The sequence below is a fragment of the Alteromonas sp. I10 genome, assembly GCF_003201515.1.
GTDB lineage: Bacteria > Pseudomonadota > Gammaproteobacteria > Enterobacterales > Alteromonadaceae > Alteromonas > Alteromonas macleodii.
Map to the genome: position 1 here is coordinate 821,330 of NZ_QJJN01000001.1, position 23,105 is coordinate 844,434.

The 23,105-nt window shown below is 45.9% G+C and carries 22 protein-coding genes; 13 read left to right on the forward strand and 9 right to left on the reverse strand.

What is annotated here, in order from left to right:
• Positions 1 to 138: 138 nt before the first annotated feature.
• Genes BZA03_RS03520 through BZA03_RS03530 form a run of 3 tightly spaced genes read right to left on the reverse strand, consistent with a single transcriptional unit; the run spans position 139 to position 2,352 of the window.
• Complete coding sequence (locus BZA03_RS03520; RefSeq protein WP_049589099.1) at positions 139 to 1,149, reverse strand: pyridoxamine 5'-phosphate oxidase family protein; 1,011 nt, start codon at positions 1,147 to 1,149, stop codon at positions 139 to 141.
• A gap of 11 nt (positions 1,150 to 1,160) precedes the next feature.
• The gene (locus BZA03_RS03525) at positions 1,161 to 1,838 is read right to left on the reverse strand and encodes a glutathione S-transferase family protein (protein WP_110287987.1); all 678 of its coding nucleotides are present in this window, start codon (positions 1,836 to 1,838) and stop codon (positions 1,161 to 1,163) included.
• 52 nt (positions 1,839 to 1,890) lie between these two features.
• A complete protein-coding gene (locus BZA03_RS03530) occupies positions 1,891 to 2,352 on the reverse strand; it encodes a nuclear transport factor 2 family protein (RefSeq protein WP_014979105.1) in 462 nt (153 codons plus the stop codon).
• Positions 2,353 to 2,514: 162 nt separating this feature from the next.
• Here BZA03_RS03530 and BZA03_RS03535 point away from each other — a divergent pair, with 162 nt between their 5' ends.
• Together BZA03_RS03535 and BZA03_RS03540 are read left to right on the forward strand one after the other, a co-directional pair.
• Entirely contained in the window at positions 2,515 to 3,405 is an 891-nt protein-coding gene (locus BZA03_RS03535; protein WP_110287988.1) for a LysR family transcriptional regulator, read from the forward strand.
• Between the two features lie 224 nt (positions 3,406 to 3,629).
• Complete coding sequence (locus BZA03_RS03540; RefSeq protein WP_039229671.1) at positions 3,630 to 4,094, forward strand: GNAT family N-acetyltransferase; 465 nt, start codon at positions 3,630 to 3,632, stop codon at positions 4,092 to 4,094.
• Between the two features lie 133 nt (positions 4,095 to 4,227).
• On the opposite strand, the gene BZA03_RS03545 is transcribed toward BZA03_RS03540, so the two are convergent.
• From BZA03_RS03545 to rne, 5 genes are all read right to left on the reverse strand, one after another.
• The gene (locus BZA03_RS03545) at positions 4,228 to 5,055 is read right to left on the reverse strand and encodes a haloacid dehalogenase type II (protein WP_110287989.1); all 828 of its coding nucleotides are present in this window, start codon (positions 5,053 to 5,055) and stop codon (positions 4,228 to 4,230) included.
• 81 nt (positions 5,056 to 5,136) lie between these two features.
• Entirely contained in the window at positions 5,137 to 5,814 is a 678-nt protein-coding gene (locus BZA03_RS03550) for a response regulator transcription factor (RefSeq protein ID WP_110287990.1), read from the reverse strand.
• 86 nt (positions 5,815 to 5,900) lie between these two features.
• The gene (locus BZA03_RS03555; protein ID WP_110287991.1) at positions 5,901 to 7,469 is read right to left on the reverse strand and encodes a cell wall metabolism sensor histidine kinase WalK; all 1,569 of its coding nucleotides are present in this window, start codon (positions 7,467 to 7,469) and stop codon (positions 5,901 to 5,903) included.
• 207 nt (positions 7,470 to 7,676) lie between these two features.
• Positions 7,677 to 8,819: an oxidoreductase family protein gene (locus BZA03_RS03560; protein ID WP_110287992.1), complete on the reverse strand. Its 1,143-nt coding sequence runs from the start codon at positions 8,817 to 8,819 to the stop codon at positions 7,677 to 7,679.
• Positions 8,820 to 8,925: 106 nt separating this feature from the next.
• Positions 8,926 to 12,378 (reverse strand): ribonuclease E, encoded by a 3,453-nt coding sequence (gene rne, locus BZA03_RS03565; RefSeq protein ID WP_110287993.1) that lies wholly within the window; start codon positions 12,376 to 12,378, stop codon positions 8,926 to 8,928.
• Positions 12,379 to 13,219: 841 nt separating this feature from the next.
• On the opposite strand from rne, the gene rluC reads away from it, so the two are divergent.
• Positions 13,220 to 14,161 (forward strand): 23S rRNA pseudouridine(955/2504/2580) synthase RluC, encoded by a 942-nt coding sequence (gene rluC / locus BZA03_RS03570; protein WP_014979112.1) that lies wholly within the window; start codon positions 13,220 to 13,222, stop codon positions 14,159 to 14,161.
• Positions 14,162 to 14,164: 3 nt separating this feature from the next.
• Positions 14,165 to 14,872 carry an HAD family hydrolase gene (locus BZA03_RS03575; protein WP_039232479.1) on the forward strand — a complete coding sequence of 236 codons (708 nt, stop codon included), beginning with the start codon at positions 14,165 to 14,167 and terminating at the stop codon, positions 14,870 to 14,872.
• 51 nt (positions 14,873 to 14,923) lie between these two features.
• Here BZA03_RS03575 and BZA03_RS03580 read toward each other — a convergent pair whose 3' ends face one another.
• Positions 14,924 to 15,544: a nucleoside triphosphate pyrophosphatase gene (locus BZA03_RS03580; RefSeq protein ID WP_110287994.1), complete on the reverse strand. Its 621-nt coding sequence runs from the start codon at positions 15,542 to 15,544 to the stop codon at positions 14,924 to 14,926.
• 153 nt (positions 15,545 to 15,697) lie between these two features.
• On the opposite strand from BZA03_RS03580, the gene yceD reads away from it, so the two are divergent.
• The 9 genes from yceD to pabC all read left to right on the forward strand — a co-directional run bounded on the left by yceD (position 15,698) and on the right by pabC (position 23,016).
• Positions 15,698 to 16,231 carry a 23S rRNA accumulation protein YceD gene (yceD, locus tag BZA03_RS03585; protein ID WP_049588743.1) on the forward strand — a complete coding sequence of 178 codons (534 nt, stop codon included), beginning with the start codon at positions 15,698 to 15,700 and terminating at the stop codon, positions 16,229 to 16,231.
• 3 nt (positions 16,232 to 16,234) lie between these two features.
• Positions 16,235 to 16,405 carry a 50S ribosomal protein L32 gene (gene rpmF, locus BZA03_RS03590; RefSeq protein ID WP_012518206.1) on the forward strand — a complete coding sequence of 57 codons (171 nt, stop codon included), beginning with the start codon at positions 16,235 to 16,237 and terminating at the stop codon, positions 16,403 to 16,405.
• Positions 16,406 to 16,420: 15 nt separating this feature from the next.
• Positions 16,421 to 17,446 carry a phosphate acyltransferase PlsX gene (gene plsX, locus BZA03_RS03595; protein WP_039232484.1) on the forward strand — a complete coding sequence of 342 codons (1,026 nt, stop codon included), beginning with the start codon at positions 16,421 to 16,423 and terminating at the stop codon, positions 17,444 to 17,446.
• Positions 17,443 to 18,408, forward strand: coding sequence for a beta-ketoacyl-ACP synthase III (locus tag BZA03_RS03600; protein ID WP_014949212.1), 966 nt, complete (start codon positions 17,443 to 17,445; stop codon positions 18,406 to 18,408). The genes plsX and BZA03_RS03600 overlap by 4 nt, the downstream gene beginning before the upstream one ends.
• A gap of 85 nt (positions 18,409 to 18,493) precedes the next feature.
• Positions 18,494 to 19,423, forward strand: a complete 930-nt coding sequence (fabD, locus tag BZA03_RS03605) for an ACP S-malonyltransferase (protein ID WP_014949213.1) — start codon at positions 18,494 to 18,496, stop codon at positions 19,421 to 19,423.
• A gap of 9 nt (positions 19,424 to 19,432) precedes the next feature.
• Positions 19,433 to 20,173, forward strand: coding sequence for a 3-oxoacyl-ACP reductase FabG (fabG, locus tag BZA03_RS03610; RefSeq protein WP_014976326.1), 741 nt, complete (start codon positions 19,433 to 19,435; stop codon positions 20,171 to 20,173).
• Positions 20,174 to 20,372: 199 nt separating this feature from the next.
• Positions 20,373 to 20,612 carry an acyl carrier protein gene (gene acpP, locus BZA03_RS03615; protein WP_012518211.1) on the forward strand — a complete coding sequence of 80 codons (240 nt, stop codon included), beginning with the start codon at positions 20,373 to 20,375 and terminating at the stop codon, positions 20,610 to 20,612.
• An 80-nt stretch (positions 20,613 to 20,692) separates the two neighbouring features.
• Positions 20,693 to 21,931 carry a beta-ketoacyl-ACP synthase II gene (gene fabF, locus BZA03_RS03620; protein ID WP_014949215.1) on the forward strand — a complete coding sequence of 413 codons (1,239 nt, stop codon included), beginning with the start codon at positions 20,693 to 20,695 and terminating at the stop codon, positions 21,929 to 21,931.
• A 233-nt stretch (positions 21,932 to 22,164) separates the two neighbouring features.
• The gene (gene pabC, locus BZA03_RS03625) at positions 22,165 to 23,016 is read left to right on the forward strand and encodes an aminodeoxychorismate lyase (protein WP_110287995.1); all 852 of its coding nucleotides are present in this window, start codon (positions 22,165 to 22,167) and stop codon (positions 23,014 to 23,016) included.
• Positions 23,017 to 23,105: the final 89 nt, after the last annotated feature.

Genomic DNA, 23,105 nt, shown 5'->3' on the forward strand with positions numbered 1-23,105 from the left:
TGCCCCTGTGTCTACGCGGGCATTTGCCCTTGTCTACAAAACCTAACCAAGACTTTTTGTCTAAACAGCGTAACCATTCTGGTTACGGTATTCCAATTGATTACGCTAACTAGATGATAGGGTTCATCAATTAACCGCTTATTTCCAGTCGCCTGTCTTTAGTGCATAGGGGGACATGTCTGTGATCTCATGGGAGTAGGGATACACACCCGAAATATGTGTTACCGAGAGTACCGAAAGAGACACAAAGCGCTCTGCACCTTCAAATGCGGTTATATTCGATTCGAGGGATTCGATACTCGCCTTTGCTTTAATAAACAGAAGGTCACCTGTTTCATTATCCCAAAAACACAGACCGACGCGTGGGTCTAGCAAGATGTTGCCCAAGGTATTAAAGAATTTATTACCGCTAAAATCGGGAAAGATTAACGAATTCCCTTCCACTTTAACAAAGCCTGCTTTGCCCCCCCTGTGAGAAACGTCTAGCCCTTCATTCGCTGCATGGCCTAAAGATTTATGTCGTGAGGCAATAAAAAACGTTTCAGCCCTTGATATCAGCGAGCGTGCGCTTGGGGTGAGCACATTCGATGTTGAAGTAAAAAATGTAGAATCACCGGCACCTACTGTATTTTTCATTGGGGCAGTCTGAACGGCACGTTGTTTTTTGACTGTGGTTCGTTTGTGAATGTATTGGGGGCAGTTACCGAAACTTTGATCTACCAATACCGTAAGGTTTTCATTAGTTGCGTGACTTATCGTACCGTTCAACCGATTTCTTCGCCTTGTAGCGTATTCAATACCGACGATTCCAATTTTGCTGCCTGAAGTCACGTCGAGATTTAACGAGTGTTGCATCATATTCCAAACTTCTACTGGTAGGCTAAAGCGTAATTGGGTAGCAGAGGGACTTTCTATGAAATCTCCTTCTCCCCAAACAGGCGTGGCTACAGGGTGGCCTTTTTCGTCTACCAAGGCGAAAACAGTGAACGGACTGGATGTAAAGAACTGCCTGTGTTGTTCCGGCATAAAGCTACGGATAAAACCATTCGTCCGCTCACCGATTTCCCTGTCAATTTCCAGCTTTTTTTGCAGTGCAATTTCGCCTTGATGAAACGCTGGGTTCAAGGATGATAGCTTAGGTAGAGACATAACGACCTCAATTAACTATGCGGACAGGTATTGCGCGCTGGTGCGATGTCAGACGCTGGCATTGGGACAAAATTATCCAGACTCTCAACCGCATTTATCCAGGCATTGATAAGAGGAAACTTGGACAACGATATTCCTCCTTCAGGGGCATGAGCTATATACGAATACATGGCGATGTCTGCTGCGGTAACATGTTCGCCAACCAAAAAAGCACTTACCGTGTTTTCTAGATGAGCCTCCATGTTTGCAAGTAACGTCTCGCTGGTGGCTAGTACTGTGGGCACATGAATAGTTGCTCCAAATACGTATTCCAATCGCGCGGCGGCCGGCCCTTTAGCAAGTTCACCCGCTGAGACTGATAGCCAGCGTTGAATTAGCGCTTTTTCTTTGGCGTCCTTTCCTAGCCAATAGTCACTGTCTGCGTATGCGTGGATCAAATAAACCAGAATGGCATTGGAGTCAGCCAACGTGATATCACCGTCTGTTATCACGGGAACTTGTTTAAACACGTTAAGTGAGCTGAAGCGATCACTCTTGTGCTCGCCTTTGGCCATGTCAGGCTCAACGGTTGTGAAAGGGATGGCATTCAGTGCCATAAACAATGAAACCTTGTGGCAGTGGCCAGATTTAGGGTTTTGAATCAAAACAATAGGGCTTTTTGGCAATGTATTGCTTGTTGGATTTGTCATAAATTCATCCTCTCAATAGAAATGGTTAGTTGGGTGTTATTATCAACATTGTTTACAGCTCAAGCTCGGACAGTGTGGGAAAATCGTCAGGGCGTCGTTCGCCATCCCACGTGAACTTTCGGTCACTTTCTGAAATAGGATGTTCGTTGATACTGGCAATACGTTTTTCCATAAGGCCATCAAGGTTGAACTGCCAATTTTCATTACCGTAAGCTCTATACCATTGACCAGAATCGTCCTTGTACTCGTATGCAAAGCGCACTGCTATGCGGTTTGCGTTGAATGCCCATAGCTCTTTTACTAATTTATAGTTCAGCTCTTTGTTCCACTTTCTCGTCAAAAAACTCACTATTTGAGCACGTCCTTCAATAAATTCTGCTCGGTTGCGCCAACGGCAGTCAAAGGTATAAGCACCTGCAACTTTTACCGCATCTTTGGTGTTCCATGCGTCTTCAGCAAGGCGCACTTTTTGCGCTGCGGTTTCAGGTGAAAAGGGGGGAAGCGGTGGTCTCATAAATAACTCCTGTAGGCATTGGGCTGTAGTGTAAAAACGTTAACCTGAACGAAAACGTGTAAAAGCTGATAGCGATACTAGAACTTTCCTTTTATTTAATAATTAGCTATTTTTGAAATTTATAATTTCATTGAGTGAAATAATATGGACAAGCTTTTGTGCATGAGAGTGTTTGCAGAGGCTGCTAAGTCGGGAAGCTTTGTAGGAGCTGCAGACGCGATGTCGATGTCAGCGCCTGCGGTTACTCGGTGTATTGCGCATTTAGAGGCACAGTTAAATACTCGACTTTTTCATCGCACAACGCGGCAAGTGAAATTGAGTGAGGTTGGTGAACATTACCTTATTCATGTTTCACGTATACTGGCAGATATTGAGCAATGTGAAGCTGCTGTGTCTGGCATTGATTTAGTGCCCAAAGGTGAGCTTAATATCACGGCCCCCATTTTGTTCGGCGAACGTTATGTAACGCCAATAATATCCCAATTCCTTAAGGACTATCCCGACATTAGGGTTAACGGGCATTTTCACGACGATGTGGTGAATCTAATTGATAGCAATATGGATGTAGCAATACGTATAGGTAACCCGAAAGACTCCTCGCTTTACGGTGTTACGGTAGGATACGTACGGCGTGTAACCTGTGCGGCGCCTAGCTACTTGGCGAGTAGCCCGGCCATAAAAAAGCCAGAAGATTTAAAACGGCATAGTGTGCTTTATCCGACGCGCTTTAACGAGCCAGCGGTATGGACGTATCACAAAAACGGCAGACCTATTGCCATTAAGCTCACACCTCGTTTTCAATCCAACCAAAACAGAGCGGCTATTAACGCCGCCATTGCAGGCGTTGGGGTTGTTCGGTTGATGTCCTATCAGGTTGCAGAAGCACTTAGAAGTGGTGATTTGGTAAGTTTGTTAGAAGATGTGGAAGACAAAAAGTTGCCTATACAGGTGGTAAGTGTTGAAGGGCGTAGGAACCTTACTAAGGTTAAAATGTTCATTGACTATGTCAAGGCAGGGTTGGCGAACAACGAGTACCTTAACCCTAGGGCCTGAATAATCCAGAGTATCTTGGCCTACGCGTGTGGTGCTCAGGCTGCAGCATAAGTTGTGGGTAAAATGGGTTGCGTTACACTAAACCAATCGTTATCGTCGCAGAGATTTTAAAGTTAGCATTTTAAAATTGGCATCTTAAAATTTGTATTTTGACATCTATAACTTTAACAGGATCTGTTAAAGGCGCTACTCAAACGTTAATAATAAAAAATCATCGAGGCAACATGGTTTCCTGGCAATCACTTACATTTAATGAACTGACTAATCATCAACTCTTCGACTTGCTCAAGCTGCGTGTCGATGTTTTTGTCGTTGAGCAAAACTGTGCCTATCCGGAGCTTGACGAAAAAGACCGCCATCCAAAAACTCATCATTTAATGGGGTTTCAAGATAACAAATTGGTAGCGTGTGCACGATTACTTGGCGAAGGGGTTAGTTATCCATCGGTGAGTATCGGTCGAGTAGCTACCAGCGAAGCTTTCAGAGGTAAAGGGGCGGGCAGAGCACTTATGCGTGAAGCCATTGATCATTGTGAGGCGTTATGGCCAGGCTGTGATATTGAAATTGGCGCGCAAGAGTATTTAAAACGGTTTTATGAAGGTTTTGGGTTTGAAGCCACTTCGACTATGTACTTGGAAGACGATATTCCTCACATCGATATGAAAAGAGCAGGCACGGCAACAGCGTAGCTCCGTGCCTAGCTCGAAATATTGGTTTGCATGACCTTTTATGGCCCAGGCGTTTAACCTAGTAATTATGTTTACCCGTGCCAACCTTTAAGCTGTGCTTTTATGTGCACCTAGATACCATCAACCCTAACGCTTATTTGGCATCGGGTAATTGGGAGACTAATTCATCTAGTCCGCTTACCACCGTGTCAGGCGCTATTGCTAACGGGTAAAGTACCTTACCGGGGCGTGCAATGAACGCGGCTTGCCAGCCTGCCTGTTTAGCACCAGCAACATCCCAACCGTGGGCCGCCACTAACATAGCGTCTTCTGCTGCTATACCCATTTTTTCAATAGCCCACTCATACGTGCGTGTATCGGGCTTATATAAGTTAATGTCTTCTACACTTAGTCGCTCGTCGAAATAAGACAAAAGATCAGCATTCTTAAATTGAGTATATACGCCTTGATTAGACGAGTTGGTAAGGCTTACTAGTTTATAACCCTTGTTTTTAAGTGCCTGTAAGCCATCGCGCACGTCAGGATGGGGTGGTAGGCTTCGCAATGGCGTGACAATTGCCGTTTTCGCTTGCGCTTTGGTCAATTCAATACCTTCAATTTCAGCCACCATCAGCAAGGAGGCAACGCCAATTTCTCCAAAGGTATGAAAGCGGCCAGTCGTTGAATCAACCAGTGAATGATGCAGCATAGTAGAGAACCACAGTGGCAACAAATCATCTCGACCGCCCAAGGCTTCGCCTACCGAGCTGCGCATGGCGGTGAGGTCAAGTAAGGTCTCATTAACATCGAAAAAGATAACCTTTGGTGCTCGCAATTCCCGTGCAGACATTGCTGTATTCTTATCAGGCTGCGCGGCACCTCTGGTGTCTGTCTGAGCGAAGACTGGTGATGACAATAGACTAATGCCTACAGCGGTTGCGCAACAGAGCCTTGAGAGTAATGAAGAAGGTGAGCGAGCCATAATTATCCTTTATAAAATTTGAACGAGTGTTCAAATTAGGCGGGATAACACATGAATGCAATAGCTAATGAGACGAAACGACTATTTTCTGGTGGTCAACCGATAGCCGTTGCCTCTCAGAGTTTCAATAAATATGGCATCACTGCTGTGAAGCTTTTGTCGCAGCCTACTGATATACACATCAACAACATTAGTTAACGGATCGCTGTGACTTCGCCATACTCGACTTAATATGCGTTCTCGAGACAGCACTTTTTCAGCATTTTCTGCGAAGTAGTAGAGCATGTCGTATTCTAGTTTGGTGAGTGAAATCTCTTCCCCAGACAATGTCGCAATACGTGACTCGTCATCGATGTTTAACGGTCCGATGGTGAGGCCTAATTGGGCAACCGGTGTATTCGTCACTCTTCGGCTTAAGGCCGTTATGCGCGCAAGTAGTTCGTCAAAGTCAAATGGCTTGCACAAATAGTCATCCGCGCCTTGTTTTAAACCATTCACGCGCTCGCGTACTTCGTCCACCGCGGTTAGTAACAAAACCATAGGGGCATGGGGAAGCGACTTGATTGCGGGCAGCAGCTCTACGCTATCTTCATCACCAAACATGCGATCAAGTACAATAATAGCAGGGGCTTCATGACGAATGCGCGTGACTAAGTTGTGTAATGCCGACTCTTCGATGCACTCAAAACCTTCAGCGCTTAAGCCTCGTGATAGAAAGCGTAGCAAGGGGGCTTCGTCATCAGCAATAAGAATTTTCATTGTTGTTATGATCCTAGTCGTTCGAAGTTACTTAACGGTTGTTATTGGGGCCTGTTGACCGCTGTAAAAATGTACAGCAACGGTCATCAGGCCCTAGTCGCATGGTCTTGTAAAACTGGCAGCGTCAACGTGAACTGCGAGCCTTTACCTAATGTAGAATGCGCACTCAATGTACCGTGGTGGGCTTCTGCTATCGCTTTAGCGATAGACAAACCTAGCCCCATTCCATTGCCTTTGCGCTTTAACCTAACGAAGCGTTCAAAAACGTGCTGCAAATCACTTGAAGAAATGCCTTCACCGCTATCAATGACCGATACGTTGATATTCGGGCCTTCGCTCTCAACGCGCAGCACAATGGGCGTATCGGGATAAGAATATTTGTGCGCGTTTTCTATAAGGATGGTCAGTACCTGCACAATTCTGTCTTTGTCGATGAGCACTTGGACCTCATTATTGGCAAGCCATTTAAGATCTAAGTCTCTTGGCTTTGTGAGCTTTTGCCATAACGCCATATTTTGTGTAAGCAGGTTATGTAAGTCAGATTTAACCAGATCTACAGTAAATTCGTGCATCTCGGCACGCGCTAGCAGCAGCAAATCATCAACCAACTTACTTAAGTTCACGGCTTGCTCAAGTATGGTTTCTAGCGTTTCTTTATAAATCTCGTTGCTAGCCGCAGCCTGCCTAAGGGTTACCTGCGCTTCGCCACGAATAATGGTTAACGGCGTGCGCAATTCGTGACTTACATCAGCCATAAATTGTCGGCGCTTTGCGTCCAGCTGAGTGAGTTTATTGTTGGCTTCTTTTAAAGCCCGGGTTCGGCTCTCCACTTCAAACTCTAAGTGCTTACGATGGGCATCAGCCTGGTCTTCGTGTTCTTGTAGTCGCGCTATCATGGAATTTAGTGCTTTGACCAAGTCAGTAAATTCGCTATCCAGGGTTTCAGGCAATCGATAGTGGTAGTTTCCCGAGGCAATGGCATCGGTACCCGTGCGAATAACTGTAAGCGGCTGATACAGGGCATTAAATAGCCAATAACAACCCAGCAGAATGAAAGGACAGGTGATAAGGCCTAAACTGATAGTAAACCACACAATGCTGCTGTTTAGCGTTTCAATGCTAGCGTTAATGCGCGATACAACGCCTGTTTGGCGGTTTACTGCAGAGTTGATGGCCTCCCTAAACTGGTTGTCGATAGTTACTTCAAGTAATGTTTGAAGGCGCTGCTGTTGATTAAGTGGAGTACTGTCGTTACTTAGCGCAATAGCTCTAAACTCTTCCACGATGCCTTGAATCAGCGCTTCAAGTTCATCGGTATCTTCAACACTTCCTAGTGTTGCCTCAAGCCCTAGTGCTTCGCGTTGAGCAAGTTCCAGAGATTTTATACGGTTCAACGAGTTTTCTATCTGTTGTTGTTTGTTTCTCACTTTCGCTTGGTTCGCATTCTTGCCAAATATAAGCTCATCGGTTAGCTGTTTGAAAAGCCTGTAGGAAATACTTGATAACTGCTGGTGCTCTGACAGCAGGGATTGAGCGAGTTGAGCTTGCGCTAAGTTAGTGCGCGTTAAATGCGCAGATATGGCTGCACTGGCTAAAGCAATCAACAGAATAAAAGTGGAAAGTAGCCCAAAAAGGTAGAGTTTACGTTTGTACATTGGCAGCAGCGTTATGATTATCTGTCACTATATACGCTAAATGTAATTTAATGGTGCAGTTTCACGGCAATAAAATAGTAAGTCAGAGCAGATGGGCTACCAGCGACATGTCGTCTGAATTGGTGTAGAAATAGAACGTAAAAAAGGGCGCGAGAGAGAAAAAAAGCACGTTCATAAAAGTCGTGATCACTATGAAAACGCAATCGTTTAAGCCGTGCGCTCAAGAATAGACAAGGCAATATCTGTTTGATATTGGAGCTCTTCATCTATTTTCCAGTGTTCGGGGCTCCAACCCGCTAAGAACCGATAAAAGTCAGCGCAGGCGAAGGGGTACAGGTACTTCCATTCAGCAATGATAAGCGCAATATCAGCACGCTTGAAACAAGCCGAACTATCATTGTTAGCCAATCGAGTGTGTAGCGCATCTTCGAGCGCTTGAAAGTAGTTATCGAGCAATGCATCACGATGTTTCATGTGGGTTTGGGTTGATAGGGCACTGCCCAAAAAATACGCCACGTCCTTTATGCCTGCGCCATAACCCACGTACTGAAAGTCGACAGCTGCACAGTCAGAAAAATCTTCGGTAAAACAAAAGTTAGCCACTTTAGCATCGCCGTGCACCAAAGTGTGATAGTGAGCGTTGCCTAACGTGGTAGATATATCGACAGCATGTTGCTTTAGTAATCCATCCGACATGGCGTTGAACTCATCTTCACGGGTTGCCAAGTGCCAATAAGTGCCTTCAGGCCATAATTGTAAACTTCGGCTATCAAATTCATCTCTCTTATTGACAAAGCGTGCATGAAAGTTGGCAAGCCATTTTAGAACAGTGATGCATTGCGCAGCGGTAAGTGAAGAGGCCGTGCGAGAATAGCCGCTGTGTGCTAAGTCTTCCATAACAAGAAGGGAGGCTTCGCCCTGTTGGCTGTGCCCTAAGCATTTAGCTGTGCGGCACGACGCATCAGTTTGGACTTGAACGTCGCTATAAAAACAGTTCTCTACCTTAAAAGATTGGCACTTACGGTTGTGGCTAGCTTCACCATTCCAGCCTTTAGGGTGTGAGAGCCTGCGTGGCGGAGTGGCGCATTTCACGACTACTTTTAGCGCTGCTTCGTCTCCACCTTGTTGCGCGCCAAGTGGGTTTTGTTGAGCTTGGTGATACTGGCTTTCTTGGAAAGGGCTACTCTCGTCTTGGTTCTTTGAAAAAGTACTATTGGGATAGCCCAAAGTGGCACGAAAGCACGCACCGTAGCCACTCCAAAGAGGTTGAATCATTTGTGTGTCTAATACTTGCGCGCTACATACTTGGCTTAACCAATCTATATACTGCTGGTTTACCGTATCTGACATTTTATTCTCAACTCGGACTCGATGTTAAACGTACACTAGCAAACAAAAAAGCCGCTCGAAAGCGGCTTTTACATCAATTAGCTAGTAGCGCACTAGCGACTGAAAATTATTCAGCCACTGCTGCTACTTCGGCAACGTCATCTACCGACTGAGGAAGCGTTGTTACTGCTGATGCACGTGACGTTACGTGCGACATCGCTGCAGTTTTACCCGATACTGCGAGTGCAGGTCGTGTGTCGTCAGCTTTAGCGGTAAGCGCTACATCAACAAATGCGTCGTTTACTGCTGCAGGCAATGCCATAGGGTGCGATGCACCACGCTTTCCTTTGCCACTCGCTGCTAGGCTCGAAGAAGGCGCTGCTGTTGGTTCAGCTTCTTCTTTAGCCGCTGGCGTATCTGCTTTCGCTTCTTGCACCTGTGCTTCTGGTTCTGCAACTACAGGTGCGTCAGCCAAGTTTATTTCAACTTGCTCTGGCGATGCTGTTGCTTCGTCTTTAGCTTCTGGCGCCGTATCAGCTTGCGTTGTTTTAGCTTCAACTGCCGGTTCCGCTTGTGCTGCCGGAGCTGTTTCTTCAACGTTGCTTTCTTGCACTGAAGTTTGAGCTTCTTTAGCCGGTTTAGCTTCAGTTGTCGCGTTATCGTCTGCTGACGTTACTTCATCAGTTGAGTCTACAGCTTCCGAAGGTTTATCGTTCGCTGACGGCTCTGCATCCGCTGAAGGCTTATTTCCCGCTGAAGGCTCTGCATCCGCTGAAGGTTCTTTACTCGCTGAAGGCTCTGCATCCGCTGAAGGCTCTTTACCCGCTAAAGGCTCTGCATCAAACTGAAGTTCGTCCTGAACGGCTTCAACGTCAAGTTTTGCTTTCTCTTGCTTAGAAACAGGTTGCTCTTCAGCTGGCGCTAGTTGGCCAGGCTCTTTTGCTTGTGTTTCTTCGACAACAGGCGCATATGTCTTAGCTGTCGCTTCAACTTCTGCTCCTGGCTGCTGCGGTGACAACTCACCAGGCTGTTTAGCTTGCGTGTCTGAATCGTCAACTTGCTGCGACTCTTTCTTACGACGTTGACCAGCCGCACGAACGTGACGTGGAGAGCGGCGTGAACGGCCACGGCCTTCACGTTTTTGACCATGCTCTTCACTGTTAGCGTCGGTATTTGCATCAGTGCCGTCAACGGCATCACTAGTTACCGCTGATGAGTCATCTTCACCCTTAACAGCATCCGATACTGGCTTCGCTTCAGCAGGTTTATCCGCTGGCTTTTGCGCGGCTTTGGCTGCTGGCTTTTGCTCATCCTTCTTCTGTTCAGCAGTGTTTTCAACCGGTGACTCTGCTTTCGGCGCTTTAGGCTTGGCGTCAGCTTTAGCTTTGTGCTGCGATGGCGCTTCTTTAACTACTGGCGCAGCCTGGGCTTCGTTTTGTTCAACAGTAGTTGCCCCGTTGTCATCTTTCTTCACACGGACGCTGCGGCGCTTGTCACGACGTTTTCTGCGTTCAGCAACTTCACGCTTCTTCTGCGCTTGGTTTTCTTGCTGCTCGCCGTCTTGCTTCTCGTGCTTAGGCTTTTGTTGCTCATCGCGAGGTTGTTGTGCCTTACGAGGCTTACGACCTTTGTTATTGCGCTTATCATCTTGATCTTGGCGCTGGTCTCGCTGCTGATCGCCGCGCGGTTTGCGATTATCATTCTGCTCACCATCGCGATTTTGGTCTTTACCTTGGTCTCTGTTTTGAGACTGATTGCCACGACGATTGTTCTTGTTGCGCGGCTTGCGGCGACGATCGTCGTTATTGCGGCTGCGGTTGTTTCTATTTTTATTACCAGACTGTGGCTTCTTGTCTTTATTGGTTTCTTCTTCGCTTTCGCTACCGAATAAATCACTAATCCATTTGCCAAATCGGGCAAATAGTGAAGGCACATCGTCGGCTTTCTTTGCTGTTTCTTTTTTTGGCGCAACTACAGGTGCAGCCGTTGGTGCAACAAGGCCTTTCAGTGCTGGCTCTTCACGCTTAACCGGTGCAGAAGTCGTTGTTTCCGTCTCAGCTTCTACCGCAGGCATTAACTCTACGTCGTAACTCGCTTCAGATATAACGTCATCTGGACGTCTGCGTAATACCTGGTAGTGCGGTGTATCTAGGTTTGCATTAGGAATAAGCAGTAAATCTACGCCGTGACGCTTTTCGAGAAGCTGAATTGACTTACGCTTTTCGTTAAGTAGATAGGTCGCAACTGGAACAGGCAACTGCGCTTCAATTTGCCCCGTGTTTTCTTTAATGCTCTCTTCTTCCAAAATACGAAGAATAGACAGTGCCAAAGACTCAGTGCCACGAATGGTACCGTGACCAGAACAGCGAGGACACACGTGATGCGCTGATTCGCCTAAAGAAGGGCGTAAACGCTGGCGAGACATTTCCAAAAGGCCAAAGCGAGAAATACGACCCAATTGTACTCGTGCTCTGTCGCTTCTCACCGCGTCTTTCATGCGGTTTTCAACTTCACGTTGGTGACGTACTGGCGTCATATCAATGAAGTCGATTACAACCAATCCACCTAGGTCACGAAGACGCAGTTGACGGGCAATCTCGTCTGCCGCTTCTAGGTTTGTGTTAAGCGCTGTCTCTTCAATATCACCACCTTTTGTTGCACGGGCAGAGTTAATATCTATAGAGGTTAGTGCTTCTGTTGGGTCGATAACAATTGAGCCGCCAGAAGGCAAACGCACTTCGCGTTGGAATGCAGACTCAATTTGGCTTTCGATTTGGTAGTGACTAAATAACGGCACTTCACCACGATAGAGCTTTACGCGGTTTGCAAAGTCAGGGCGCACTAATTGAATGTGCTGTAAAGCTTGCTCATAAATACTGGTTTTATCGATAAGGATTTCGCCAATATCGCGACGTAGGTAGTCGCGGATAGCACGAACAATTACGTTACTTTCCTGGTGAATCAAGAAAGGGGCTTCACGTTCTTCAGCAACGCTAGAGATAGCTTCCCAATGGGTAAGCAAGACTTTTAAATCCCATTCTAGCTCTTCGTAAGATTTGCCAACGCCCGCAGTGCGAACAATCAAACCCATACCTTCAGGAAGGTCCAATTTGCTTAGTGACTCTTTAAGCTCTGTACGCTCGTCGCCCTCTATTCGGCGTGAAATACCGCCAGCGCGAGGGTTGTTTGGCATAAGTACTAGGTAACTGCCTGCAAGCGATAAGAATGTAGTTAATGCAGCGCCTTTTTGGCCGCGCTCTTCTTTATCAATTTGAACAATTACTTCTTGGCCTTCTTTAATCACATCTTTGATGTTAGGGCGGCCTTCGAATTTGTAACCTTTAGGGAAGTAAGTGCGGGCAATTTCTTTGAGGGGTAGGAAGCCATGGCGCTCTGCACCGTAGTCAACAAAAGCAGCTTCTAAGCTGGGTTCAACGCGGGTAATTTTACCTTTGTAGATGTTCGCTTTTTTCTGCTCGTGTCCTGGACTTTCTATATCTAAATCATACAACCGTTGCCCATCGACAAGAGCAACGCGCAACTCTTCTTGCTGAGTTGCATTAATTAACATTCTTTTCATTGTATCTAACTCTGTTTTCGTACAGCCGTTAAGACACAAAATTAAAGTGACATGTGCAAACCCTCACCGCGCAACCTCACGGCTGGACGGGGACCTTGTTGTAACGTCGCATTATCCCTGGTGGGCAAACACTCACGCGAATAAACAAGCGCCTTTATCTTAAGCGCAAACCCATACGATCGTGAATTGACACGTATAATCGTACAGATGCATTCATGTTCACACTGCTTTAAGGATGTCGGGAGCGACTAGCCCTTATTACTCATTTCATTTTTTCAAGCGGCATCATTTTTGCCACTCAATTGTCATTTAATTCTGTTAGCTAAACGGCAAACTTATTTTATGTTCGCAAGCATGGCCTCGCTTTTTACGGCAGTGTAGTCGTTGCCTCTCTCGCGGGGTCGGTATGAATGTGTTATTTCATCGAACACTTATCATTGCTGATGTCACCGACGCTCAAACCATGCTTTTATCGTTTACAAGTTAAAACAACACACTCAGATGCGTGCTGATTTTCGGTCTTGTTGTTGTTTTTATAACGCTGTGTTTCACATTGTTAAAGTGCGGCAACGAAATGCCTGTTCCACACCTTTTTTTTTACGTGAATTTCATCGTGTTAAAAACATCGATAATTATCGCACTAAAAGTCAAATTTTAGCAAGGAAAGCGAATGAATAAATCCCATAAATTGAGATGTTAAATACAGAAAACATGCGCTTTGGATAAAAAGTATGCGCAAAGGTGGGTTTTCTAAGTCCTAGCTAAGCGCTGATATAATAATTATTTAGTAAAACGTAACTTTCAGTATGTTGGGCACTTTGCAATAGGGTATAATGCTTCTATGAAAGAAGAAGCTCCCCAAAAAGTACGTTTTGTAACGGTTGAAGCCGACTTGGCTGGTCAACGTATCGATAATTTTTTGCGCACCCAGCTAAAAGGTGTGCCGAAAAGCATGATTTATCGCATTTTACGCAAAGGTGAAGTGCGGGTGAATAAAGGTCGTGTTAAGCCTGAATATAAGTTACAAGCCGACGATTTAATCAGAATTCCACCGGTTCGCGTGTCGGAAGGTGCGCCTGCGCCATCGCCAAAGCTCGATAAAATTGCATCATTAGAGTCGCATATCCTTTTCGAGGACGACCGTATACTTGTTATCAACAAGCCATCGGGAATGGCAGTTCACGGAGGAAGTGGCTTGAGTTTTGGTTTAATCGAAGGCTTAAGAGCCTTGCGTCCCGATGCCAAATTTATGGAATTGGTACACCGATTAGACCGTGACACGTCGGGCTGCATTTTAATTGCTAAAAAACGTTCTGCCCTTCGCCACATGCATGAGCAGCTTCGCACTGGCAAAATGGACAAGCGATATAATGCGCTAGTTGCAGGTGAGTGGCCTAAAACTCGATTTAAAGTTAAAGCGCCGCTTCGTAAAAATGTGCTGCAATCGGGTGAGCGCATGGTAAGTGTAAGCGACGATGGTAAACCGTCAGAAACTCGCTATCGCATATTAGAGGAATACGCGGGTGCAACCTTGGTTGAAGCGTCGCCTATTACAGGTAGAACCCACCAAATTCGCGTTCACTGTTTGCATGCGGGTCATCCTATTGCTTGTGACCCAAAATACGGTGATGCGGATTTCGACGCGGCAATGCGCCAAAAAGGACTGAACAGACTGTTCCTTCACGCTCGCAGTATTTCACTGCTGCACCCAGCGACTGAAGAGCGCGTAACATTTACCGCGCCATTAGACGACACTCTCTCAAATACACTTAAAGCGCTGTAAGTTATGCATTCAAAAAAACAGGCTGTGGAAACACAGCCTTTCATTTCGTTAGATAAAACACTGCCTAAGTACAAACTTGTTATCTTCGATTGGGATGGCACGCTCATGGATTCGGCGGCAAAAATTGTTAGCTGCATGCAGCTTGCTGCAAAGCAGTGTGATATGCCTGTTCCTACCTACGACGAAGTAGGTCACATTATTGGTATAAGTTTAAAGCCTGCCATTAAACAGCTTTTTAATATCAAAGACGATGAGTTAGCCGAGCGTTTAGTCGCCGCCTATAAAGAGGCATTTGTCACTCGCGATATAACGCCGTGTCCTTTGTTTGATGGCGTTGAACAGTTACTTAGCAATTTGAAAGAAGCGGGATGCACATTGGCCGTTGCGACAGGTAAAGCGCGCCGCGGTCTTGATCGAGCGTGGGCACAAACAGGGACGGGACCTTTCTTTAGTGCGTCACGTACCGCCGATGAGGCAGAATCAAAGCCTTCGCCCGACATGCTGCTACAGTTACTTGATGAACTTAGTGTAAAAATAGAAGACGCCGTGATGATTGGTGACACAACCTACGACATGCAAATGGCGAAAACGATTGGTATGGATAGGATAGGTGTGTCATATGGCGTTCACGCGCAGGTTCATTTAGAAGCGTTGTTACCTGTAGCACTTGTACACTCTATAAGTGAACTAGAAACAGCGCTATTCAAATAGCGCTGGTTTGTAGCACTGCTTTGATACAACTGCTCTGACAGAATTAGTGGCTTACTGTGCAGCCATTGCTAATAAATCGACATCGAAGTGTGCGCTCAGTAATTCATTTAGCAGCATTATCGGAAGACCGATTAAACTGTTAGGGTCGCGGCTTTCTATTTTATCGAACAGTAATACACCCAAACCTTCGCTTTTAAAACTGCCGGCGCAATCGAGTGGTTGCTCTTTATCTACATAGGCGCGAATGGCAGTTTCACTGTTATGCCGAAAGAAAACGCGTGTTTCATCTACCTGCGTTATCGTTTTATTGGCGCTAGGTTGGTGAAGGCAAAGTGCAGTATAAAATGACACTTGCTTACCTTGGCATGCCATTAGCTGGTTTACTGCATTTTCAAACGTGCCAGGCTTGCCAAGTAGCTGCGGGCCCGCATCGGCTTGGACCAAAGCTACTTGATCACTACCTATAATAATGGTGTCGTTAATTACCTTTTCTAATTCAGCGGCAACCTTGTGCGCCTTTTGTTCGGCTAAACGTAAACTCAATGCAGTAGGGCTTTCGTTCGCAAAGGGCGTTTCGTCAATATCTGGTGCGTGGGTGTCTACCTGAATACCAATGTTGGCGAGCAACATTTTTCGGTATTGCGATGATGAGGCAAGAACAAGGGAGGCCACAATTACTCCTTTTATAAAATCAATATGTTGCGTACTTTCAGTTAGTAGTACAATGTTACATTATCACTGCGTACCACATACAGAGTTTTATTGTAGGTTAAAACGCAATTTTGCTTTGACAGGAAGGGGTTGACCCTATATCATGCGCGCCCTATGCAGAAAGTGAAACTCCCTCATTCGGTTGAACCGACTAAAAGTGCCATGAAACGTTCCGATTACCGGGGCGTGATTGCGTCTAAAGATATGGAACGATTGAGTGAAGCAGTTGTCCGATGCAATGACTATGTGGACGCAGAAGTACAGTTCGAAAAAGACGCGCAGGGTCTTACTGTCTTTCACGGCCATCTAGCCACGCAGGTAACACTTATCTGTCAAAGGTGTAATGGTGAACTCGATTATCCCGTGGAAGCGGAATTCTGTTTTACTCCAGTGCAGGGAGACGAACAGGAAAGCGATGACATCATTCCCGAGGCTTACGAACCGGTAGAGGTCAACGACCACGGAGAAGTTAATCTGCTTCAAATTTTTGAAGACGAGCTACTGTTATCTTTGCCAATTGTGCCCCTTCATGCAGAGTCGGAGTGTACAGTGAAGCAGGACGATATGTCGTTTGGAAAGATTGAACCGGAACAAGAGCGACAAAACCCTTTCGCGGTTTTGAAAGAACTTAAGCGAGACCAGGAGTAAGTTATGGCAGTACAACAAAATCGTAAAACGCGTTCTAAGCGCGGTATGCGTCGCTCACACGATGCATTGACAGGCGCGACTTTGTCTGTCGATTCAACGTCGGGCGAAACTCACCGTCGTCACCACGTGACCGCTGACGGTTATTACAAAGGCAAGAAAGTAATCGGCGCGTAATACGGCGACTACATTTTGTCTAAACTAACCATCGCGTTAGATATCATGGGGGGCGATCATGGTCCCCCTGTTATCCTTCCCGCAGCCGTAAAGGCTATTCAACTTCACCCAGACGTGCACTTCACGCTATGCGGTGATGAAGATACCATCAAAGCAGGTATACAGCCCCTTACTGATTCTGAGCGCAACCGCGTTACTATTGTGCATTGCTCACAAGTCGTTGAGATGGGCGAAGCGCCTACGTCAGCGCTACGAAATAAGAAAGATTCTTCCATGCGTCGCGTTATTGAGCTTGTCGAAAGTGGCGAGGCTAACGCGTGTGTAAGCGCAGGTAATACCGGTGCATTGCTTACCTTATCGTTCTATTTGCTTAAAACCTTATCAGGTATTGATAGGCCCGCACTTATTAATATGATGCCTACGACAGGGCACCATAACGTTTTTCTTTTGGATTTAGGCGCAAACGTGAACTGTACGCCTGAAATACTTTTCCAGTACGGTGTTATGGGTTCAGTGCTTGCGCAAGAGGTGGCGGGCATAGCATCGCCACGGGTTGCCTTGTTGAACGTAGGCGAAGAAGATATTAAAGGTAACGCGCAGGTAAAATCTGCCGACCAGCTTTTTAAAGACGCGCCAGGCATAAACTATATTGGTTATGTAGAAGGCGATGACATTTTCACCGATCATGCCGATGTAGTGGTAACAGACGGTTTTACCGGAAATGTAGCGCTTAAATCGAGCGAAGGGCTGGCTAAGTTAGTGATAAACGAAGTAAAACGCCAGTCACAGAAGAACTTTTATACCCGATTATTGGCAAAAATTGCCTTCCCATTACTGAAATCTATCTATAACAGCGTGAACCCCGACCAGTATAACGGTGCGAGTCTGATAGGATTGCGCGGCATTGTTATCAAGAGTCACGGAAATGCACAAAAAGACGCCTTTTATTACGCCATCGTGCAAGCAATGAAAGAAGCAAAGATGCATTTACCTGAAAAGATAAAGACAAAGATAGAAACGGTATTGTTGGAGCAGCTTTGAGCAAATATTCACGCTTTATAGGAACAGGTAGCTATTATCCCAGCGACGTGCGTACAAACGCAGATTTAGAGCAAATGGTGGACACCAGTGACGAATGGATCACTGACCGTACCGGGATAAAAGAGCGACGTATTATTGGAGCAGATGAAACCGCTGCTACCATGGGGGCAGAAGCCAGTAAGAAAGCCATTGAGATGGCTGGCATTGACCCGAAATCTATCGACATGATTGTGTGTGCCACCACGAGTGGTCGCTATGCGCTTCCAAGCACAGCATGTGAAATTCAACGCATTCTTGATATTGACGGTATCCCTGCATTTGATGTAGCTGCTGCATGTGCAGGCTATTGCTACGCATTAAGTGTTGCCGATCAATACATTAAGTCTGGCATGGCGAAACGTATTCTTGTAGTCGGTACCGACTGTTTGAGCCGCTTGATAAACCCTGAAGACAGAACCATGGTTATCTTATTTGGCGATGCAGCAGGCGCGACGATTATTGAAGCAAGTGATGAACCTGGCATTCTTTCCACACATATCAACGCATCAGGCTCTCATGGCGATTTGCTGTACGTGGGTAATCCAACCCGTGGTGACGAGCAGTCGGTTCACGAGAACTGGGGTGTGATGCGTGGTAATGAAGTCTTTAAGGTTGCGGTAACCAAGCTTTCAGAAGTGGTAGAACAAACCCTTGCTGCCAACGGTATGCAAAAATCTGATCTTGACTGGTTAGTACCTCACCAAGCAAACTTTAGAATTATTAAAGCGACAGCTAAAAAGCTGAATATGTCTCTTGATCAAGTAGTGCTTACGTTAGAGCAGTATGGTAATACCTCTGCTGCTACTGTGCCTACAGCGCTTGATACAGCTATCAGAGACGGGCGCATTCAACGCGGACAGCATTTATTACTAGAAGCATTCGGAGGCGGATTTGCTTGGGCATCGGCGCTTGTACGCTATTAGCCTTGCAGATATTTGCCTCGTTAAGGGGCACTCCAACTCCGACGTTTTCTCGCTTCTAGTAAATTAAAAATAATAAGGAATCGACATGACAAAGACAGCCTGTGTATTTCCAGGACAAGGTTCTCAAAGCGTAGGTATGCTAAAGGAACTTGCTGAGACTTCTCCGATTATCGAAGCAACGTTTAAAGAAGCCTCTGACGCGCTCGGCTACGATCTGTGGGATTTAGTCCAAAATGATACAGACGGTAAACTTAACGAAACCCATATCACTCAACCAGCGTTGCTTGCTGCTAGCGTAGCAATTTGGCGTGTTATTCGCGAGCAGGGCATAGACGTAGATTACCTAGCGGGTCACAGCCTTGGTGAGTACTCAGCATTAGTATGTGGCGGCGCCATGGATTTTGCTGATGCTATCAAGCTTGTGGAAGCCCGTGGTAAATACATGCAAGAAGCTGTACCAGCAGGTGCGGGTGCCATGTATGCCATTATCGGATTAGACGATGCCGCCATTGCGGATATTTGTCAGCAAACTGCTATTGCTACAGGCGATGTGGTTGCACCAGTTAACTTCAACTCTCCAGGCCAAGTGGTTATTGCAGGGGAAAAGAACGCCGCCGAGCAAGCTGCTAATGCGTGTAAAGAAGCGGGCGCTAAGCGCGCACTTCCTCTTGCGGTAAGCGTTCCTTCACACTGTGAGTTAATGCGTCCTGCAGCAGACAAGTTAGAAGACGCGTTATCGTCATTGAACGTTAATGAGCCTGCAATCAATATCGTGAATAATGTTGATGTCACTATTGAAACCCAAGGTGATGCAATCAAGAACGCATTAGTGAGACAACTATATTGCCCCGTTCAATGGACGCGTACTGTTGAATACTTGGCGGCAGCGGGCGTTGAGCGCGTTATTGAAGTAGGTCCTGGTAAAGTACTTACTGGATTGAACAAACGTATCGACAAGAGCCTAGAATCTCTTGCAGTTAATACACCTGATGGTGTTGAAGCATTAAAACAATAAGGAAACGCAATGAGTCAATTAGACGGTAAAATTGCGCTTGTTACCGGCGCAAGCCGAGGTATAGGCAAAGCGATTGCTACGCAGCTTGCACAGCAAGGTGCTACGGTTATCGGCACAGCAACCAGTGAAAATGGTGCACAAGCAATTAGCGATTATCTTTCTGAATTCGGCGGCAAGGGCTTTGCGCTAAATGTCACCGACAAAGAAAGCGTAGATACCACGATTAAAGCGATCAATGAAGCACATGGTGGTATCGATATCTTGGTCAATAATGCCGGTATCACACGTGATAATCTGCTAATGCGCATGAAAGATGACGAGTGGCAGGATATTATCGACACTAACTTAACCTCAATTTTCACACTGTCAAAAGCGGTACTTCGCGGTATGATGAAGAAGCGTTTTGGTCGCATCGTGAACATTGGTTCAGTGGTGGGCAGTGCAGGTAATGCCGGACAGGCAAACTACGCTGCAGCGAAAGCAGGGGTCATTGGTTTTTCTAAATCTATGGCGCGTGAAGTGGCTTCTCGTGGTATTACCATCAACGTTGTAGCGCCTGGTTTTATCGATACCGATATGACAAAAGCGCTGACGGATGACCAAAAAGAAGCCATTTTCAAAGATATTCCGGCTAACCGATTAGGCGAGCCTGATGAAATTGCAGCCACTGTTGCCTTTTTAGTAAGCGATGGTGCAGCCTATATTACAGGCGAAACTATCCATGTAAATGGTGGTATGTATATGGGGTAAATTCGCAAAAATTGCGAATTTTCCTTAGTTTGGGGTGGTATTTACCCGAACTTGGATGTAAAAATAGTATTTTACGAATTTCGAATGTCGCTGGTTTGACCAGAAAATTTGTTTAAACTGGTGCTTGCAAGGATGCACCTTGCAAAATAAACTAGCGGCACTTTTATTATCTAGTGACGTTTAAGGGAAACCTAGAATTATGAGTAACATTGAAGAACGCGTTAAGAAAATCATCGTTGAACAACTTGGCGTGAAAGAAGAAGAAGTAAAAGCAGAAGCTTCATTCGTTGACGATTTAGGCGCTGATTCACTTGACACTGTTGAGCTAGTAATGGCTTTGGAAGAAGAATTCGATACTGAAATTCCTGACGAAGAAGCAGAAAAAATTACTACTGTTCAATCAGCAATTGATTACATCAACGCTAACAAAGACGCTTAAGTCTTAAGTAGCGACAAAACGGCTCTTCTAACAGAGCCGTTTTTGTATCTCCTACCTTAGTTCCAAAGCGAGGGCTTTTTGTGACAAAACGTCGCGTAGTGGTTACTGGTCTTGGAATGCTTTCACCATTAGGTCTTAATAGCGAAGACACATGGCGCAAATTGCTCGCGGGCGAAAGCGGCATCGGTGAAATCACCCATTTCGATTGTAGTAACTATTCAACCCGTTTCGCAGGTCAAATTAATGATTTTGATCCGCAGGAATACATTGAAAAGAAAGAAACCAAGAAAATGGACCGCTTTATCCAGCTGGGTATAGCAGCAGGCAAGCAAGCCTTGGTCGATTCTGGTTTAACTATTTCACAAGATAATGCGCATCGTGTAGGTGTAGCTATTGGTTCAGGTATTGGTGGTTTAGAACAAATTGAACAAAACCATTTGAAACTGACAAATAGCGGTCCTAAGCGCGTATCGCCATTTTTTGTACCTTCAACCATTACCAACATGATCTCAGGCTTTTTGTCTATCATGGAAGGGTTGAAAGGACCGAATTTAAACGTTGTGACTGCTTGTACAACAGGCGTTCATAACATTGGTATTGCCGCAAGAACAATTGCTTATGGCGATGCTGATGCCATGTTGGCCGGAGGCGCAGAAGCGTCTATTACTCCGCTAGGCATGGCTGGTTTTGCCGCAGCACGTGCGTTGTCATCTCGCAACGACAACCCACAAGCAGCAAGCCGCCCATGGGATAAAGACCGCGATGGTTTTGTCATGGGTGAGGGCGCTGGCGTGGTAATGCTAGAAGAATACGAAGCTGCAAAAGCGCGTGGCGCGACCATTTATGCAGAACTGGTTGGTTTTGGCATGAGCGGCGACGCATACCACATGACTTCTCCACCTGAAGATGGCGAAGGTGCGGCAGCGTCTATGCAAAACGCGATAAATGATGCGAAGTTGGATGCAAGCGAAATCGGCTATGTTAACGCACATGGTACGTCTACGCCTGCAGGTGACATTGCGGAAGTGGCAGCAGTAAAACGCGTGTTCAATGACCATGCTCACAAGCTACTTGTTAGCTCTACCAAGTCAATGACAGGCCATTTGCTAGGGGCCGCCGGTTCAGTTGAGGCAATTTTCACTATTTTGGCACTGCGTGACAAAATGGCGCCGCCAACCATTAACTTGGATGAACCAGGTGAAGGCTGCGACTTAGACTTTGTTGCACACAAAGCGAAAGCATTCAATGAAGACTACGCACTGTGTAACTCATTCGGGTTTGGCGGTACGAACGGCTCATTGATTTTCAAGCGTATCTAATACGGCGTATCTAATATAGCGTGATTATCGCTGATTAAGTGAACTTCACACAAAGTTAAAAGGCAGCTTCGGCTGCCTTTTGTTGTTTATACAGTTAAATCTCGCAGTAAATATCATAAAACTCAGGTCTCTTTGAGCACAGCTACAGCCAAATCAATTCAGCTAGACGTTGTCTGACCAACGCAAGTTGGTATACTTCCAACAACCACAATAACGGCGAACAAGAGTAGGCAGTGAGAATTATTCCTAGCGCTACGCCTATTTCATCAAGTGACAGGGCGTTTAATTATGGCGACGGTGTGTTTACCACATTGTTGGTAAGTGAACATCAAGTAGAATTATTGCCTTATCATATTTCACGTTTAGAGCACGATGCGGCAGCCATCAAGCTCAATATTGATATCCGCGCGCTTGAAGCCGCAATTGCTGAACAGGTTAAGACGATAAAGAGCGGTTCAGGTGATAACGCTTCTCCAAAATATGTGCTAAAAGTTCACGTGTCGGGAGGTCAAGCCGGAAGGGGGTATGCGCGAAGCGAAGACAGTGAAGCATTAGTCAGATTTAGCCAGCACCCTTACCCTGTCCATTACGATAGTCTTGCGAAGGAAGGTGCAACGGTAATATGCGCACAAACGCGGTTAGCCATTCAACCATTGCTTGCGGGTGTAAAGCATATGAACAGGCTAGAACAAGTCTTAATTAAGCACGAAGTAGACGACGCTGGCGTACACGATGCTATTGTTTGCGATACCCAAGATAACATTATTGAAGCGAGTGCTGGCAATGTATTTTTCTACCTCAATGAACAATGGTATACCCCGTCTTTGAAGGGAAGCGGTGTCAATGGCGTAGTCAGGCAGTGTCTTATTGATTCGCTGTTAAACGACAATTGTTCGCTTCACGTGGGGGAATATGACCTTTCTTATTTGCGAAAAGCGAGTGCAGTGGTAATTACCAATGCACTAATGGGCGTAATGCCGGTACAGAAAATACAAATGCCGGATTTCTCTTATGTCGATTTTGATGTAAGAAGCGATGCGATTGTAGCGCTAAAGACACGGCTTCAGACTGCGCTTCAAAATTAACTAAAACGCACTTCTCACAACGGGGTTCGTCAACGTTTTACGAGCTTCACCAGATTAGTAGTAAAAAGAAATAAAATGGAATGTAAAGC